Origin of the sequence: Cryobacterium sp., assembly GCF_026786305.1 — a bacterium.
Classification (GTDB): domain Bacteria; phylum Actinomycetota; class Actinomycetes; order Actinomycetales; family Microbacteriaceae; genus Cryobacterium.
On the sequence record NZ_JAJAYI010000074.1, the window covers coordinates 1 to 15,689 of the forward strand.

General features: G+C 65.5%; 15 protein-coding genes and 1 rRNA gene. 13 read left to right on the forward strand and 3 right to left on the reverse strand.

From position 1 onward, the window contains the following. Nucleotides 1-84: ribosomal RNA gene (gene rrf, locus LH475_RS09400) — 5S ribosomal RNA — on the forward strand; the annotation flags it as partial. Nucleotides 85-211: 127 nt separating this feature from the next. On the opposite strand, the gene LH475_RS09405 is transcribed toward rrf, so the two are convergent. The 3 genes from LH475_RS09405 to paaI are packed head-to-tail and all read right to left on the reverse strand — an operon-like array spanning nt 212 to nt 2,618. Continuing rightward, nucleotides 212-811 (reverse strand): TetR/AcrR family transcriptional regulator, encoded by a 600-nt coding sequence (locus LH475_RS09405; RefSeq protein ID WP_196844766.1) that lies wholly within the window; start codon nt 809-811, stop codon nt 212-214. Between the two features lie 41 nt (nt 812-852). Next, nucleotides 853-2,172, reverse strand: coding sequence for a phenylacetate--CoA ligase PaaK (gene paaK / locus LH475_RS09410; RefSeq protein ID WP_196844765.1), 1,320 nt, complete (start codon nt 2,170-2,172; stop codon nt 853-855). A gap of 17 nt (nt 2,173-2,189) precedes the next feature. Next, the gene (gene paaI, locus LH475_RS09415; protein WP_297413624.1) at nt 2,190-2,618 is read right to left on the reverse strand and encodes a hydroxyphenylacetyl-CoA thioesterase PaaI; all 429 of its coding nucleotides are present in this window, start codon (nt 2,616-2,618) and stop codon (nt 2,190-2,192) included. Nucleotides 2,619-2,836: 218 nt separating this feature from the next. Here paaI and paaA point away from each other — a divergent pair, with 218 nt between their 5' ends. From paaA to LH475_RS09475, 12 genes are all read left to right on the forward strand, one after another. Next, nucleotides 2,837-3,832 (forward strand): 1,2-phenylacetyl-CoA epoxidase subunit PaaA, encoded by a 996-nt coding sequence (gene paaA / locus LH475_RS09420; RefSeq protein ID WP_196844763.1) that lies wholly within the window; start codon nt 2,837-2,839, stop codon nt 3,830-3,832. Further along, entirely contained in the window at nt 3,829-4,134 is a 306-nt protein-coding gene (gene paaB / locus LH475_RS09425; RefSeq protein ID WP_092106867.1) for a 1,2-phenylacetyl-CoA epoxidase subunit PaaB, read from the forward strand. The genes paaA and paaB overlap by 4 nt, the downstream gene beginning before the upstream one ends. 134 nt (nt 4,135-4,268) lie before the next feature. Next, entirely contained in the window at nt 4,269-5,027 is a 759-nt protein-coding gene (gene paaC, locus LH475_RS09430) for a 1,2-phenylacetyl-CoA epoxidase subunit PaaC (RefSeq protein WP_297413670.1), read from the forward strand. Then, the gene (paaD, locus tag LH475_RS09435; protein ID WP_297413635.1) at nt 5,021-5,581 is read left to right on the forward strand and encodes a 1,2-phenylacetyl-CoA epoxidase subunit PaaD; all 561 of its coding nucleotides are present in this window, start codon (nt 5,021-5,023) and stop codon (nt 5,579-5,581) included. Before paaC ends, paaD begins: the two co-directional genes overlap by 7 nt. A gap of 44 nt (nt 5,582-5,625) precedes the next feature. Further along, the gene (gene paaE / locus LH475_RS09440) at nt 5,626-6,726 is read left to right on the forward strand and encodes a 1,2-phenylacetyl-CoA epoxidase subunit PaaE (protein WP_297413672.1); all 1,101 of its coding nucleotides are present in this window, start codon (nt 5,626-5,628) and stop codon (nt 6,724-6,726) included. A gap of 65 nt (nt 6,727-6,791) precedes the next feature. After that, nucleotides 6,792-7,565, forward strand: coding sequence for an enoyl-CoA hydratase/isomerase family protein (locus LH475_RS09445; protein ID WP_196844760.1), 774 nt, complete (start codon nt 6,792-6,794; stop codon nt 7,563-7,565). A 130-nt stretch (nt 7,566-7,695) separates the two neighbouring features. Next, a complete protein-coding gene (locus LH475_RS09450) occupies nt 7,696-8,322 on the forward strand; it encodes a hypothetical protein (RefSeq protein WP_297413638.1) in 627 nt (208 codons plus the stop codon). 102 nt (nt 8,323-8,424) lie between these two features. Next, complete coding sequence (locus tag LH475_RS09455; protein ID WP_196844758.1) at nt 8,425-9,207, forward strand: copper resistance CopC family protein; 783 nt, start codon at nt 8,425-8,427, stop codon at nt 9,205-9,207. 340 nt (nt 9,208-9,547) lie between these two features. Then, nucleotides 9,548-11,347, forward strand: coding sequence for a DNA helicase RecQ (gene recQ, locus LH475_RS09460; RefSeq protein WP_297413674.1), 1,800 nt, complete (start codon nt 9,548-9,550; stop codon nt 11,345-11,347). 304 nt (nt 11,348-11,651) lie between these two features. Further along, nucleotides 11,652-13,760 (forward strand): acyl-CoA dehydrogenase, encoded by a 2,109-nt coding sequence (locus LH475_RS09465; protein WP_196844756.1) that lies wholly within the window; start codon nt 11,652-11,654, stop codon nt 13,758-13,760. A 146-nt stretch (nt 13,761-13,906) separates the two neighbouring features. Then, nucleotides 13,907-14,845: an ATP-binding cassette domain-containing protein gene (locus tag LH475_RS09470; protein WP_196844755.1), complete on the forward strand. Its 939-nt coding sequence runs from the start codon at nt 13,907-13,909 to the stop codon at nt 14,843-14,845. Then, nucleotides 14,842-15,687 (forward strand): ABC transporter permease, encoded by an 846-nt coding sequence (locus LH475_RS09475; RefSeq protein WP_196844754.1) that lies wholly within the window; start codon nt 14,842-14,844, stop codon nt 15,685-15,687. The genes LH475_RS09470 and LH475_RS09475 overlap by 4 nt, the downstream gene beginning before the upstream one ends. The last annotated feature ends 2 nt before the right edge of the window (nt 15,688-15,689 follow it).

The window sequence follows — 15,689 nt, forward strand, 5'->3', positions numbered from 1 at the left end:
CACATTCCGAACCCGGAAGCTAAGACTCTCAGCGCTGATGGTACTGCAGGGGGGACCCTGTGGGAGAGTAAGACACCGCCGGACTTAACGTCGCAACAAACAGGAAAGCCATCCCTCACGGGGTGGCTTTCTTGCGTTAACCAGCAACGCCGTTCGTCGAGCCTGCCGAGACCACCGCGGGTGCCGGAGCACGATCAAAGGCCACCCGACGTCAGCGGCGGCGAAGACCGTCCAGAGCCACGGCGAGCACGTCTTTAGCGAGCTGGGCGGTATCTTCGGTGCCCTCGGGGCGGTACCACTCGGCAATGGAGTTGACCATGCCGAAGAGCAGACGCGTGACGACCCGCGGGTCGATGTCGCTGCGCAGCGAGCCCTCGTCGCGAGCCTCGACGACGAGCGCCGAGACGGTGCGGTCGAAAGCGCGGCGGCGGGTGAGGGCGAGACGTTCAACGTCGGTGTTTCCGCGCACACGCAGAAGCAGGGTGACGTATGGCAGGCGTGACGTGAGTACGTGCACGCCGCCGCGAAGGACGTAGGCCAGGCGGTCAATCGCGCTGCCGGTCAAGGCCCCCGGTTCCAACAGCACGCCCTCGAGGCCGTTGAGGGCCTCGTCGAGGGCGAGCTGTAGCACTTCTTCCTTGGAGGAAAAGTGGTGGTAAATGGCCGCTTTCGAGAGACTCAGGCGCGTTGCGAGCACTCCCATAGACGTGGCGTCGTAGCCGAACTCGTTGAACGCGGTGACCGCGATTTCGAGAATGGCGCGCTGGTCGTAACCGGGGCGTCCGCGTTTGGGCGTATGTACGTCAGGCATAGATACTGAGTCTCTCACGCAGGCGTGCCGTCTACGACCGCCTAGCGCAGGTCGTAGACGCGCTTGTGCTTGCCGGTGCTGCGTTCCAGGGTGCCCGGTTCGACGATGAGCACGTCGACACTCGAACCGATTCGATCCTTGATCAGGGCGATGAGCAGGGCGCGGGCAGCCGCCGAAGCGGCATCGTCGGCGTGGTCGTGCCGTTCGATGCGCACGGTCAGCTCGTCCATGCGCGACGGACGGGTCAGTTCGAGCACGAAATGCGGCGAAAGGTGCTCAATGCCGAGAACGATCTCTTCGATCTGGGTCGGAAAGAGGTTCACCCCACGCAGAATGATCATGTCGTCATTGCGGCCGGTGATCTTCTCCATGCGGCGCATACCCGGCCGGGCGGTGCCGGGCAGCAGTCGGGTCAGGTCGCGCGTGCGATAACGGATGACCGGAAACGCCTCCTTGGTGAGGGAGGTGAAGACGAGCTCGCCAGTTTCACCATCGGGCAGCGTGACGCCGGTATCACCGTTGATGATTTCGGGCAGAAAATGGTCTTCCCACAGGTGCGGGCCATCTTTCGACTCGATGCACTCATTGCCGACGCCCGGGCCCATGACTTCACTGAGGCCATAGATGTCGAGCGCATCAAAGTCGAGGCGACCCTCAAGTTCGAGGCGCATCTGGTTGGTCCACGGCTCAGCTCCGAGCACACCGGCCTTGAGGCTGGAACGGCGCGGATCGAGGCCGGCAGCGACCATGGCGTCGGTGATGGTGAGCAGATAGCTCGGCGTCGACAGAATGACGTCCGGCTCGAAGTCGGTGATCATTTGCACCTGCTTGTTGGTCTGCCCGCCGGACATCGGGATGGCGCAGGCGCCGAGCGCTTCAATACCGGCGTGGGCGCCGAGCCCGCCGGTGAACAGGCCATACCCGTAGGCGTTGTGGACTTTCATACCGGGGCGCACGCCTGAGGCACGTAGGCTGCGGGCCACCAGGCCAGACCAAATCGCGAGGTCGTTCTTGGTGTACCCGACGACGGTCGGCAGCCCGGTCGTGCCCGAGGAAGTGTGAATGCGCGCTACCTGGTCCATCGGTACCGCGAACATGCCGAACGGATAGGAGACGCGCAGGTCTTCCTTGGTCGTGAAGGGCAGCAGCGCCACGTCTTCGAGCGTGCGAATATCATCGGGGTGCACACCGGCAGCATCAAACTTGCGCGTATACAGGGGAACGTTCTCGTAGGCGTGCCGCACGGTGTGCTGAAGGCGCGTGAGCTGAAGCGCACGGATCTCGTCGCGGGACATCCGCTCGGCCGCATCGAGTTCCGCGAGTGCCGGTGCGTGCAGACGGGTCTTGGTCAGCGTTGACATGATGCCTTCCGGAAGGGCTAGAGGTGGTTGCGGGCGGGGACGGACAGGTTGGTGGTGCGGCTGCGGCCGCGAAATTCGGCCACCGTCACATCGTTATCGACGGTGACGCGTACGTCATAGATGCCGCTCCGGCCGCTTTTCACGCGCAGTATCGCGGTCGCGGTGAGATTCTGGCCGCTCGTTGTCGGCTTCAAGAATGTGATGTCGGCGCCAGCAGCGAGCGTGACGTGGTGCGAATCGTTGCAGGCAATAGCGAAGGCCGTGTCGGCGAGGGCGAAGACGAAGCCGCCGTGGGTCACATCGAAACCGTTGAGCATATCGTCGCGCACGATCATCGAGACGACGGAATGGCCCGGCTCGTTACGGAGCACGATCATGCCGAGAGAAGCGGATGCCCGGTCGCGCTGCATCATGGCCTGGCTGCCGACGGGCAGTGCTTCGGTCATTCGGTTCTCCTCGTTGAGTTGCCGTGCGGTGAGCGATCAGCGTTGCGCTGATGAAGCTCATGTCCTCGGGGGTTGCCCGCCCGATAATGTGACTATATACTAACTGAACGATCGGTTGGTAATAGATTGCCGACCAGTGCGCAAAATTCTCAACGCGCATTACCGTAGCGCCGCCCGCACTCTCCACGACCACCGCAGTCAACGCAGACCAGGAGCCGATGATGACAAGCACCATCACGCCCGATACGAGCGCAACCGTCGCTATCAGCGTCGAAGAGCAGCAGTTCAACGACTTGATCGAAGCGGACTCGCGCATTGAGCCGCGCGACTGGATGCCCGAGGGGTACCGCAAGTCGCTCGTGCGCCAGATCTCACAGCACGCGCATTCCGAGATCATCGGTATGCAGCCCGAGTCGAACTGGATCACTCGCGCCCCAAGTCTCAAGCGCAAGGCCATCCTCATGGCCAAGGTGCAGGACGAAGCCGGTCACGGACTGTACCTCTACTCCGCCGCGCAAACCCTCGGTGCCACCCGCGACGACATGACGGATGCTCTCATCGCCGGCAAGGCGCGATACTCCTCGATCTTCAACTACCCGACCCCGACCTGGGCTGACATGGGCTCGATCGGTTGGCTCGTCGACGGTGCCGCCATCTGCAACCAGGTGCCGCTCTGCCGGGCCTCCTATGGTCCCTACGGCCGCGCGATGGTGCGCATCTGCAAGGAGGAGTCCTTTCACCAGCGTCAGGGCTTCGAGATTCTTCTCGAGCTCATGGCCGGCACCGAGGAGCAGCGTGAGATGGCTCAGGACTCGGTCAACCGTTGGTACTGGCCCGCGCTCATGATGTTCGGCCCACCCGATGACGACTCGCCCAACTCGGCGCAGTCGATGGCCTGGAAGATCAAGCGGCACTCCAACGACGACCTCCGTCAGCGCTTCGTGAACATGCTCGTCCCCCAGGCCGCCGTGCTCGGCGTCACCCTGCCCGACCCCGACCTGCACTTCAACGAGGTGACCCAGCAGTGGGATCTCGGTGAGATCGACTGGACCGAGTTCCACGAGGTGCTCGCCGGTCGTGGCCCGAACAATGCCCAGCGTTTGCAGCGCCGACGCGACGCCCACGAGGAAGGCCAGTGGGTGCGCGAAGCCGCCGCGGCCTACGCCCGCAAGCAGTACGCACTCACCACCACTCTCGAAATGGCAGCCTCATGACCACTCCCGGTGATTCTGCAGCAGAAATCTGGCCCCTTTGGGAGGTGTTCGTTCGATCCAACCGCGGCCTCAGCCACGTGCACGTCGGCTCGCTGCACGCTCCCGACGAGACCCTCGCCGTGCGCAATGCGCGTGACTTGTACACCCGCCGCAGTGAGGGCGTCTCGGTCTGGGTCGTTCCCGCCGCTGCCATCACCACGAGTGACCCCGACGCCAAGGGCGCCTTCTTTGAATCACCCGCTGGCAAGAACTACCGCCACGCGAGCTACTACTCCAAGAGCGAGGGAGTGAAGCACCTGTGAGTGAACGCATCAATTCTGACGCCGACAGCCATGCCGACAGCCACGCCGACGACCACGGCCACGCCGACGACCACGGCCACGTCGACGACCACGGCCACGTCGCGGTCGATGTCACCACGCTCGACGCCGAGCTTATTGAGGGCCCGTCCGTCGCCACGGCGGACGTGGCGGAATACGCCCTGTGGCTCGGCGACGACTCGCTCATTTTGGCCCAGCAGCTCGGCGCCTGGATCTCCCGCGCACCCGAGCTTGAAGAAGACGTCGCCCTCGGCAACGTCGCCCTCGACCTGATCGGGCACGCTCGTTCCCTGCTGCACTACGCCGGCACCGCATCGAACCGGACCGAGGACGACCTCGCCTACTGGCGCACCGAGCCGGATTTTCGGTCGCTGCACATCGTCGAGCAGCCCAACGGCGACTTCGCCCACACGATCGCGCGCCAGTTCATCGTGGCCCATTATCTGTTCGAGCTGTACAGCCGGCTGCGGGCATCCGCTGACGCGACCCTCGCCGCGATCGCGGCCAAAGCGGTGAAAGAGGTCGACTACCACCGCGACCACTCCACCCAATGGGTGCTGCGCCTCGCGCACGGCACCGACGAGTCGCGCCGTCGCATGATCACCGCGCTGTCCGACCTGTGGCCCTACGTGGACGAGGTCTTTCGCGACAACCCGCTCATCGACCGTCTCGAAGGAATCGCGGTTCGCCCGTCGACCCTGCGTTCGGCGTTTGACGCCGCCATCGCGCCGGTGCTGGCCGAGGCCGAGCTCGAAATTGCGCGCGGATTTGTAGCCTCCGGTGGCGGCCGCACCGGCACGCACTCCGAGCACCTCGCCTTTCTCCTCGCCGAAATGCAGGTGCTCACCCGCGCCCACCCCGGAGCATCATGGTGACCACCGACCGCCACTCGTCTGAGCTGCACGAGGCCCTGGCCCGCCCCCGTCCCCCCGACGCGGTGTCGCTCGCCGCATGGGCGGTTGCCGCCCAGGTCGTCGACCCCGAGATTCCGGTGCTCACGATCGAAGACCTCGGCGTACTGCGCTCGGTGAAAGTCAGCAGCGACGCGGTCGCTGTCACCCTGACGCCGACCTACAGTGGATGCCCCGCCATGGATGCCATGCGCGACGACGTTCTCGAGGTGCTCACGGGCGCCGGCTACGAGAATGTGTCGGTGCAGCTCGTGCTCAGCCCGGCCTGGACCACCGACTGGATGAGCGAGATCGGCAAAGCCAAGCTCCGCGAATACGGCATCGCCGCTCCTACCGGGCGTGCGACCGTGCGCGGTTCCGGCCCGGCCGGTCCGATCCGGCTACAACTGGCCGTGAAATGCCCGCGCTGTTCCTCGCTCAATACCCGCGAGCTCGCTCACTTCGGTTCCACCTCCTGCAAGTCTCTCTACGAATGCCGAGACTGCCTCGAGCCGTTCGACTACTTCAAGGTGCTCTAGTGGCTGCAACACGTCTCGAATCCGTCAACCAGAGCGCCACGACCCTGGCGTCGGTCAAGCACCGCGGGCGTTTCCACACCCTCACGGTGGCCGAAGTGCGCCCGCTCACCGCCGACAGCGTCGAGGTCACCTTCACCGTTCCGCCCAAATTGCAGGGCGCTTTCGACTATCTGCCGGGCCAGCACCTCGCCCTGCGCGCCACGGTCGATGGCCAGGAGCTGCGTCGCAGTTACTCGATCTGTCGGCCGGCGACATCGGGTTCGATCAGCGTCGCGATCAAACGTGACCTCGGTGGCGCGTTCTCCACCTGGGCCAACAGTGAACTGCACCCCGGCGACGAAATCGATGTGATGAGCCCGCAGGGCAGCTTCACCTCGACCCTGCAGAGCCTCGACCACAAGCACGTCGTCGGCGTCGCCGCCGGCTCGGGAATCACCCCACTCATGGCCCTCGCGCACACCGTGCTCTCCGCCTCGACGACATCACTGTTCACGCTCGTCTATACCAACCGCACGGCGCTTGACGTGATGTTCCTCGACGAACTGGCCGAACTCAAAGACCGGTACCCGGCCCGCCTCGCGCTTTACCACGTACTGTCCCGCGAGCAGCGCTCCTCGTCGTTGCTGTCCGGGCGCATCGACGAAGAAAAGTTTCGGCGCATGCTCGACACGATTCTGCGCCCGACCTCGGTCGACGAGTGGTTTCTGTGTGGTCCGTTCGAACTGGTGCAGCTGTGCCGCGACACGCTGGAAAGCACCGGAGTCGAGCGTGCGCGCGTGCGCTTCGAGCTGTTCACGACCGGTGAGCCCTCGGCGGCTAGCGGCGACCGCGGACGGCCGGTCATCATCGGCACGGGTGATAAGACCTTCCAGATCGAGTTCACCCTCGACGGCCAGAGCAACACCGTCACCACCCCGGTCAACGCGAATGAGAGCATCCTGAACGCTGCCCTGCGCGTGCGTTCCGATGTGCCGTTCGCCTGCGCCGGCGGAGTCTGCGGAACCTGCCGCGCCAAACTGGTCAGCGGCGACGTCACGATGACCGAGAACTACGCGCTCGAGCCCGAAGAACTCGCCCGCGGTTACGTGCTGACCTGCCAGTCGCACCCGACCACCGACACCGTGGTCGTCGACTACGACGTTTAACACCGTGACGTTTAACACCGTGACGTTTAACACCGTGACGCCTAACACCGAAGAAAGCGGATGCCGTGATTGAGCTCTCGATAAACAAGGACGTCGCGCACGTGGTGCTGAACGCGCCCGACAAGCTCAACGCCCTCGATGAGGCTGCGATCGTGGAGCTCGACTTGGCCTACCAGACCGCCGAGCGGGCCGGCGTGCGCGCGCTCGTGCTGCGCGGTGTGGGCCGGGCTTTCTGTGCCGGCCGAGACATTTCAGCGGTCGATCCGCAAACCGACGACGTGCTCGGCTACCTCGGCGACCTCGTCACCCCGCTGCTGCAACGAATGAACCGGTTTCCGGCGCCGACCTTCGCGGCCGCGCACGGCGCGTGCCTCGGAGTGGGCCTGGGCCTGCTCATCGCCACTGACGTCGTCTACGTCGCCGACTCCGCACAGATCGGCTCGCCGTTCGCGAACCTTGGCGCGACGCTTGACTCGGGCGGGCACGCCCTGTTCGTGGAACGCCTCGGCGCGCACCGCACCCTCGACCTGATCTACAGCGGGCGGCTCATGTCCGGGGCCGAAGCCGTAGCCGGCGGCCTTTTCAGCCAGGTATTTCCGGCCGTGGACCTGACCGAGGCGACCGTGCAGGCGGCCTCGCGCGCGGCATCCGGTGCAACGCAGGCATTTCTCGCGAGCAAGGCGCTCGTGCAGTCGCTGCGCGACGAACGGCTCGGACTCTGGCAGAGCATGAGCGACGAGACCGCCGCCCAGGCCGCGCTCTGCGCCACCGGCGACTACCGTGAGGGGTTTGCCGCGTTCCAACAGAAGCGCAAACCCTCCTTCACCGGCCGCGCCTGAAGCTGGGCGCCGGTCAGACGGATCCCGCTGACCTGCGCGCACGTTCACCAGGTCGCGGATTGTGGGAGCGGCAGAAGGAGTATTTGGCGGTCGACGCGACGTACTCTGGTGAGGTGGAGGTACGAAAGATATGACGACGCGGTGGGCCCGCTTCGCGCGCGGCTGGATAGTTGCCCTGTTCTCGACTTTTGTCGCCGCTCTCTCACACGCTCTCGGTGGCGCATCAGCGCCCAGCCTGCTGGCGGTCGTGATGTCGCTCGCCTTCGCTGGCATGGTGTGTGTCACCCTCGCGGGCCGCACCCTGTCATTCTGGCGCGGCGTCGCATCCGTTTTAATCAGCCAGTTCATTTTTCACGGGCTGTTCTCGCTCGGGGCATCGGGCGGCGCCCTGTCTTCTGAGGCAATCGCCGCGTCGGGCACGCACCAGCATGAGGTGCTGCCCGGCCTGATCAATGCTGCGCTCGTGCCCCCGGCCCCCCACGGTGGGCATGACGGTACCGCCATGTGGCTCGCTCACCTCGGCGCTGCGATCGTGACGGTCCTCGCCCTGCGTTTCGGGGAACGCGCGTTCTGGGGTCTCGTTGACAACCTTCACCTGGGTATCCGTACCCTGTTCAGGTCGGCCCGGTGCAGGGTATCGGTGGCGGCCCCGCTGCGCATCGCGCACGATGCCCCGGTACGGACGCCGCGAGATCTGGCTCTTGTGCTCTCTCCCATGCGCCACCGTGGTCCGCCTGCCGCCGCGCTCGTCGCCTGACCCAGCAGACCAGACCATCTTCCCCGCCGCCCCGAACGAGTACCAGAGGCTTCACTCTGCTCCGGTCGGCTCACGCCGGGCACCCCACGCCGAAGGATCATCATGAAGTTCACGACCCCCATTTTCGCTGCAACTGACCGTACCGCTGCCGCCACGCTCGCGCTCGCCTCCCCGCTCGCCGCGAGCAGTCGGTCGAATACCGTGCGCGGCAACACGACGCTTGGCAGAGTGACTCCCCGCATGGTTCGACGTGCGCATCGCCGGCCGGCCGGTCCGACGGGTCGCCGTACGGCCCGAGCCGTGTTCGCGGTCGTCGTCGTAGCCGGGGCCCTCGGCTGGGGAGCGGCTCCCGCATCGGCTCACAACTCGGCCGTTGGCTCATCTCCAACCGCCGACGCGGTCGTGACCGAGCAACCCGGAGTGTTCTCGGTCACCACCAGTGATCTGTTGCTCGATCTAGGCGGAACAGGCTCGGGCAGTGCGATCGTCATCACCGGGCCCGCCAGCGCGCCGCTGTTTTATGGTGATGGGTGCGCAACCGTCTCCGGTGCCACGGTCGAAACTGCGGCTCAACTTGGCGCGGCCGGGCTGTACACGGTGATCTGGCAAACGGTCTCCACCGACGGCCACTCGATCTCCGACGAGTTCACCTTTGACTGGCAGCCGGCTCCAGACCAGTCGCTTGCCGACGGGGCGGCTACTGCTCCGTCTTGCGGAACCGAAGCGGATGCGGCCACCTCGCCCCCCGCAGCTGCCGGAACGACCGGTTCTGGCGCTAACGACAGCACCCTTCAAACCATCGCCTGGATGGGGGGAGCCTTCGGCGCAGTGCTGCTCGTTGTGGGAGCAACCCTCGTCATACTGCGTCGCAAAACCCGCCCCTGACTCTCGCTGGTGCACACTCGCTCGGTGCGGGAACGTGTCAGGGGGCGCGGGTAAAGTTATGCAGGTGAGTTGGAACGCTGAGCTGCCATGGAACCCTGACGACGTCGAACCACCGAGCTCTACTGAACCACCGAGCTCCTCTGAACCACCGAGCGATTTCGACGCCCCCGACGACTTTGACGCACCACCCCCCGAAGCAGACCCGCAATTCAGCGGGCGGCAGCCCGCGTACGCGGGCGCAGCATCCGCTTCACACCAGACCACCGCGACCCGGCCTGCGACTCGCGCCGCGGCACCGGTTCGCGCCGCGACACGCAAATTCGCCACCGCCGCCGAAGCATTGCACACCGTCTTCGGCTACGACTCATTCCGTGGCGACCAGGCCGAGATTATCGCGCAGGTCGTCGACGGCGAGGACGCCGTCGTGCTCATGCCGACCGGCGGCGGCAAGAGCCTCTGTTATCAGATTCCCGCCCTCGTGCGTGCGGGTACCGGCATCGTGGTGTCGCCGCTCATCGCCCTGATGCAAGACCAGGTTGACGCACTCACCGCCGTCGGCGTACGTGCCGAATTTCTGAACTCCAGCCAAGATTCCGCGACCCGTAGCCAGGTCGAGCGCGACTACCTGAACGGCGACCTGGACCTGCTCTACGTCGCCCCCGAGCGACTCTCCAACGAGGCCACCAAACGGCTGCTTGACCGCGGAACCATCGCCCTGTTCGCCATCGACGAGGCCCACTGTGTATCGCAGTGGGGTCACGATTTTCGGCCGGACTACCTGGCTCTCAGTGAACTCGCTGACCGCTGGCCCGACGTGCCGCGCATCGCCCTCACCGCGACGGCGACCGATGCCACGCACCAGGAGATCACAACCCGCCTGCAGCTGGGCGACGCCAAGCACTTCGTGGCGAGCTTTGACCGACCCAATATTCAGTACCGTATCGTCGGCAAGGCCGAGGTGCGCAAGCAGCTGCTGGCATTCCTGAAGACCGAGCACCCCGGCGACGCTGGAATCGTTTACGCCCTCAGCCGCAAGACCGTCGACCAGACCGCCGAGTTTCTGCGCGCGAATGGTGTGAACGCTCTGCCGTACCACGCCGGTCTCGACGCGGGCTTGCGCGCCCGCACCCAGTCCAGGTTCCTGCGTGAGGAGGGCGTCGTTATCGTCGCCACGATCGCGTTCGGCATGGGAATCGACAAGCCCGACGTGCGTTTCGTTGCCCACATCGACCTGCCCAAATCGGTCGAGGGTTACTACCAGGAGACCGGTCGCGCTGGACGTGACGGCGCCCCGGCCACCGCCTGGCTCGCCTACGGCCTGCAAGACGTGGTGCAGCAGCGCCGCATGATCGACGAATCGCCCGGCGACCTCGGCCATCGGCGCAAACTCTCCGCCCACCTCGACGCCATGCTTGCCCTGTGCGAAACGGTGCATTGTCGCCGCGTGAACCTGCTGCGCTACTTCGGTCAGACCAGCGAATCCTGCGGCAACTGCGACACCTGCCTGGAGCCTCCCGAGGCCTGGAACGGCACCATTCCCGCCCAGAAACTGCTCTCCACCATTGTGCGCCTGCAGCGTGAACGCAACCAGAAGTTCGGCGCCGGTCACCTCATCGACATTCTCCGCGGCAAAGAAACCCCCCGCGCCACCCAATACGGACACTCTGCTCTCAGCACCTGGGGACTCGGCGCCGATCTCAGCGACCAGGCTTGGCGCGGCGTCGTCCGGCAGATGCTGGCCCAAGGCCTGCTCGCCACCTCCGGTGAATACGGCACCCTGGTGCTGACGGATGCCGCGGCCGAGGTTCTCAGCGGCGGCCGCGAGGTGCAGTTGCGGCGTGAACCCGACCGCCCCGCACGTTCAAGCGCCGCACGCCGCCCCAGCGCGGCGAAGGTTGCTGCCGCCGACCTCAGTACGGCTCAGGAAACCCTGTTCGAGGCGCTGCGCGTTTGGCGCTCGGCGGAGTCGAAGGAGCAGGGCGTGCCCGCCTACATCGTCTTCGGCGACGCGACACTGATCGCCGTCGCCGCGGCCGGCCCCACCACCCTCGCGGCCCTCGACGGCATCACCGGCATCGGCGCCAAGAAACTTGAGGCCTACGGAGAAGCCCTGCTCGAGGTCGTCGTCGCGTCCGCCTGATCGCAATTTTAGTTCCCTGGTCCCCGAACCGCCTCATCTCAGCATCTCCCGCTCGCCGAACTGTGAGTATTGATCTAAATAAATCGTTTCAACGTCTCAAGTCTCCCGGGCCGAGCCGGGTGCCAATTGGCTAGGTCCTTGTGGGGGTGCGCAGGTCTGCGCGGCTCTGAGTTGTAGTGAACCTACAAAACGGATGCCGTGGGCGGCATATATCGTTGTCGTCCGGGTACCGGGCATTTCGCGACCGTGACCTGCGGTCCTAACGTTGCGATCACCACTCTCGCGCGAACAGTTAGGACCAACCATGGTTGACACGGCCCTGCGCCTCAGCAGCCGATCGACGACGATCGACCCTCGCCTCGACGTCAGCGTTGACACCGGCCCGATCAAGTCCATCGGCGACCCGACCGCCCCGGCGGTCAATGTTGAGGTACTCGGACGTCAGCTGCTCGGCACCTGGGCCGACGTGCGCCTCGCCGCCCGTGAAGTCACCGCGCGCCCCGACATGCAGCGCATCGAGGGCCTCTCGATGGCTGACCACCGCCTGCGCGTGCTCGAGCAGCTCAAGGTGCTCGCCGCCAACGGCCACGTGCTGCGTGCCTTTCCCAAGCACCTCGGCGGGCAAGACGACCACGGCGGAAACATCGCCGGCTTCGAAGAGCTCGTCATCGCTGACCCGAGCCTGCAGATCAAGGGCGGCGTGCAGTGGGGCCTGTTCGGTGCCGCCGTGCTGCACCTCGGCACAAAGACCCACCACGACAAATACCTGCCCGGTATCATGAACCTGAGCGTTCCCGGGGCATTCGCCATGACCGAGATTGGCCACGGTTCCGACGTCGCGAGCATCGGCACCACCGCGACCTTCGACGCCGACACCGGCGAGTTCGTCATCAACACCCCGTTTCGCGCCGCGTGGAAGGACTACCTCGGCAACGCCGCGAAAGACGGCATCGCCGCCGTGCTGTTCGCGCAGCTCATCACCCAGGGCGTCAACCACGGCGTGCACGCCTTCTACCTGCCCATTCGCGACGCGAACGGCGACTTCCTGCCCGGTGTCGGCGGCGAAGACGACGGCCTCAAGGGTGGCCTCAACGGCATCGACAACGGCCGACTGCACTTCGAGAACGTGCGCATCCCGCGCGAAAACCTGCTCAACCGGTACGGCGATGTCGCCGAAGACGGCACCTACACCAGCCCGATCGGCAGCCCCGGCCGCCGCTTCTTCACCATGCTCGGCACCCTGGTGCAGGGTCGCGTGTCGCTCGACGGTGCCGCCACCGCGGCATCCGCTCTAGCTTTGACCATCGCGATCACCTACGGAAGCCAGCGCCGCCAGTTCACCGCCGGAAGCGACACCGACGAAGAGGTCATCCTCGACTACCAGCGCCACCAGCGCCGGTTGTTCCCGCGCCTCGCCACGACCTACGCGCAGACCTTCGCGCACGATGAATTCCTGGTGAAGTTCGACGAGGTGTTCAGCGGCAAGGCCGACACCGACGACGACCGGCAAGACCTGGAGACCCTCGCCGCCGCGCTCAAGCCGCTCTCCACCTGGCACGCGCTCGACACCCTGCAGGAGGCCCGCGAAGCCTGCGGCGGCGCCGGATTTCTGGCCGAGAACCGCCTCGTCGGCCTGCGCGCCGACCTCGACATCTTCGCGACCTTCGAGGGCGATAACAACGTGCTGCTGCAGCTCGTTGCCAAGCGACTGCTCACTGATTACAGTCGCAAATTCGCCAAAGCGGATGTCGGCGCCCTCGCCCGCTACGTCGTGCAGCACGCTGCTGGTCGCGCGTACCATGGCACCGGTCTGCGAACCCTCGGGCAGACGGTTTTCGATCGGGGGTCCACGGCCCGCTCCGTCGGCGCCCTTCGCGATGCCGATGTGCAGCGCGAGCTGCTCACCGATCGGGTCGAGAGCATGATCGGCGAGGTCGCCGGCAAGTTGCGCGGCGCCACCAAACTGCCCAAGAAGCAGGCCGCCGACCTGTTCAACGCGCACCAGAACGAGCTCATCGAAGCGGCCCGGGCCCACGGGGAACTACTGCAGTGGGAGTCGTTCACACGGGCACTCGAGGCGACGGCGGATTCCGGTACCAAGCAGGTGCTCACCTGGCTGCGCGACCTGTTCGGCCTCAGCCTGGTGGAGAAGAACCTGGCCTGGTACCTCATCCACGGTCGCCTTTCCGCCCAGCGCGCTCAGGCCGTCACGGCGTACATCGACCGGCTCATCGCGCGCATTCGACCGCATGCGCTCGATCTCGTCGACGCGTTCGGCTACTCGCCAGACCACCTGCGGGCGACGATCGCGAGTGGCATTGAGCGCGAGCGGCAAACCGAAGCCCGCGATTACTACGCCGCCCAACGGGCGTCTGGGACCGCGCCCGCCCCCGAGAAGCCGGTCAAGAAGTAGTCCCGCCCGTCGTACTCAGGTACGACACAGGTGGCGCACAATCATCCCCATGGTTGATGCGCCACATTGAGGGGAGACCATACCGTTTGATAGGGGGGCTTCAGAGCAGTGAAACGAGGCTCTCCCACTAACGGAATGAGGCGGTCGTGATCCAGGCACAGTCCCTGACCAAGCACTACGGAAGCAAGACCGCGGTCGACGCGGTCGACTTCGTGGTGCAACCGGGCAAGGTCACCGGTTTTCTCGGGCCGAACGGCGCGGGCAAGTCCACAACGATGCGCATGATCGTCGGCCTGGATCGTCCCAGCGCCGGCTCGGTCATCGTCAACGGCAAACCGTACCACGAGCACAAGGCTCCGCTGCGTGAGGTCGGCGTGCTGCTCGACGCCACGGCCGTGCACACCGGTCGCAGCGCCTACAACCACCTGCGCGCCATGGCCGCCACGCACAACATCCCCACCAGCCGGGTACACGAGGTCATCAATCTCACCGGCCTCGAGTCCGTCGCCCGCAAACGCGCTGGCGGATTCTCGCTCGGCATGGGCCAGCGCCTCGGCATCGCCGCGGCGTTGCTCGGCGACCCGGCCACGCTCATCCTCGACGAGCCGGTCAACGGCCTCGACCCCGAGGGCGTGCAGTGGGTGCGCAAGCTCACCAGACAGCTCGCGGCCGAGGGCCGCACCGTGCTGCTCTCCTCGCACCTCATGAGCGAGATGGCGCTCACCGCCGACCACCTCATCGTGCTCGGTCGCGGCCGGGTGATAGCGGATGCCTCGGTCGCCGATATCATCGCCTCGGCTGCCCAGAATACGGTTCGCGTACGCACCCCGCACACCGCGGCCCTCGCAACCCTGCTGGCGCAGACGGATGTGACCATCACCAACATCGAGCAGGACGTACTCGAGATCAGCGGACTGACCGTGTCCGAAATTGGTGAGTGCGCCGCCGCCGCCCAGATCTCCCTGCACGAACTCTCCGCGGTAAGCGCCTCGCTCGAGGACGCCTACATGAAACTCACCCAGAACGAAGTGGAGTATCGCACCGGCGACGCTTCCTCCCCCACCGAAGCGGAGGCGGCTCGGTGAGCACCGTAGCCCACCCCACCCCGCCATCCACTGCGCGCACATCCTTCGCGTCGACCGGCTCCGGGCTCAGCTTCACCGGCCTGCTCCGCTCCGAATCGATCAAGTTGTGGAGCCTGCGCTCCACATACTGGACCTTCTCCCTCGTTGTCGTGGCCGCGCTTGGCATTGCGGTGCTGATGTCGTTTGCCATGTCGGCCGGGTACGACCCGGCCACCGGTGCTGCCATGGGTATCGACACCGCGCAGATGTTCGTTATCGTCTCAACATCTGGGTTGAGCCTCGGACAGCTGATCGTCGCCGTGCTCGGCGTGCTCTCGATCAGTGGTGAGTATTCGAGCGGCATGATCAAGTCGACGTTCAGCGCGGTGCCGAACCGTCTGCCCGCACTCTGGGCCAAGGTCTGCGTGTTGTTCGGATTCACCTTCGTGGTGGGCCTGGTCAGCGTGATCGGGTCGTACCTCGTGGCCATCCCCATCCTGGGAGCCAAAGACATCACCGCGAACCTATTCGACGTTGACGTGATTCTGCCGTTGCTTGGAAACGTGCTGTTCCTGGCTCTGATCGCAGTCTTCGCCATCGGCATCGGCACGATCGTGCGCAGCAGCGCCGGCGGCATCGCGACGGTGCTTGGAATCATCCTGCTCCTGCCGACCGTCGTTGGCCTTTTTTCGATGCTCGTCGGGTGGGTAGCCGACATCGTGCCGTTCATGTTCACCGTGGCCGGCTCCGAGATGATCACCCCGAACACCATGGAATCCTGGCAGGCGTTCCTGGTTGTTCTCGCCTGGGTCGCTGTGAGCCTCGGTACGGCCGCCCTGCTGCTCAAGCGCCGCGACGCCTGACC

What these genes read in the sequence shown, in the direction of transcription:
- LH475_RS09405 (WP_196844766.1), bottom strand. Translation starts at nt 811, where the DNA reads ATGCCTGACGTACATACGCCCAAACGCGGACGCCCCGGTTACGACCAG.
- paaK (WP_196844765.1), bottom strand. Translation starts at nt 2,172, where the DNA reads ATGTCAACGCTGACCAAGACCCGTCTGCACGCACCGGCACTCGCGGAA.
- paaI (WP_297413624.1), bottom strand. Translation starts at nt 2,618, where the DNA reads ATGACCGAAGCACTGCCCGTCGGCAGCCAGGCCATGATGCAGCGCGAC.
- paaA (WP_196844763.1), top strand. Translation starts at nt 2,837, where the DNA reads ATGATGACAAGCACCATCACGCCCGATACGAGCGCAACCGTCGCTATC.
- paaB (WP_092106867.1), top strand. Translation starts at nt 3,829, where the DNA reads ATGACCACTCCCGGTGATTCTGCAGCAGAAATCTGGCCCCTTTGGGAG.
- paaD (WP_297413635.1), top strand. Translation starts at nt 5,021, where the DNA reads ATGGTGACCACCGACCGCCACTCGTCTGAGCTGCACGAGGCCCTGGCC.
- LH475_RS09450 (WP_297413638.1), top strand. Translation starts at nt 7,696, where the DNA reads ATGACGACGCGGTGGGCCCGCTTCGCGCGCGGCTGGATAGTTGCCCTG.
- LH475_RS09455 (WP_196844758.1), top strand. Translation starts at nt 8,425, where the DNA reads ATGAAGTTCACGACCCCCATTTTCGCTGCAACTGACCGTACCGCTGCC.
- LH475_RS09465 (WP_196844756.1), top strand. Translation starts at nt 11,652, where the DNA reads ATGGTTGACACGGCCCTGCGCCTCAGCAGCCGATCGACGACGATCGAC.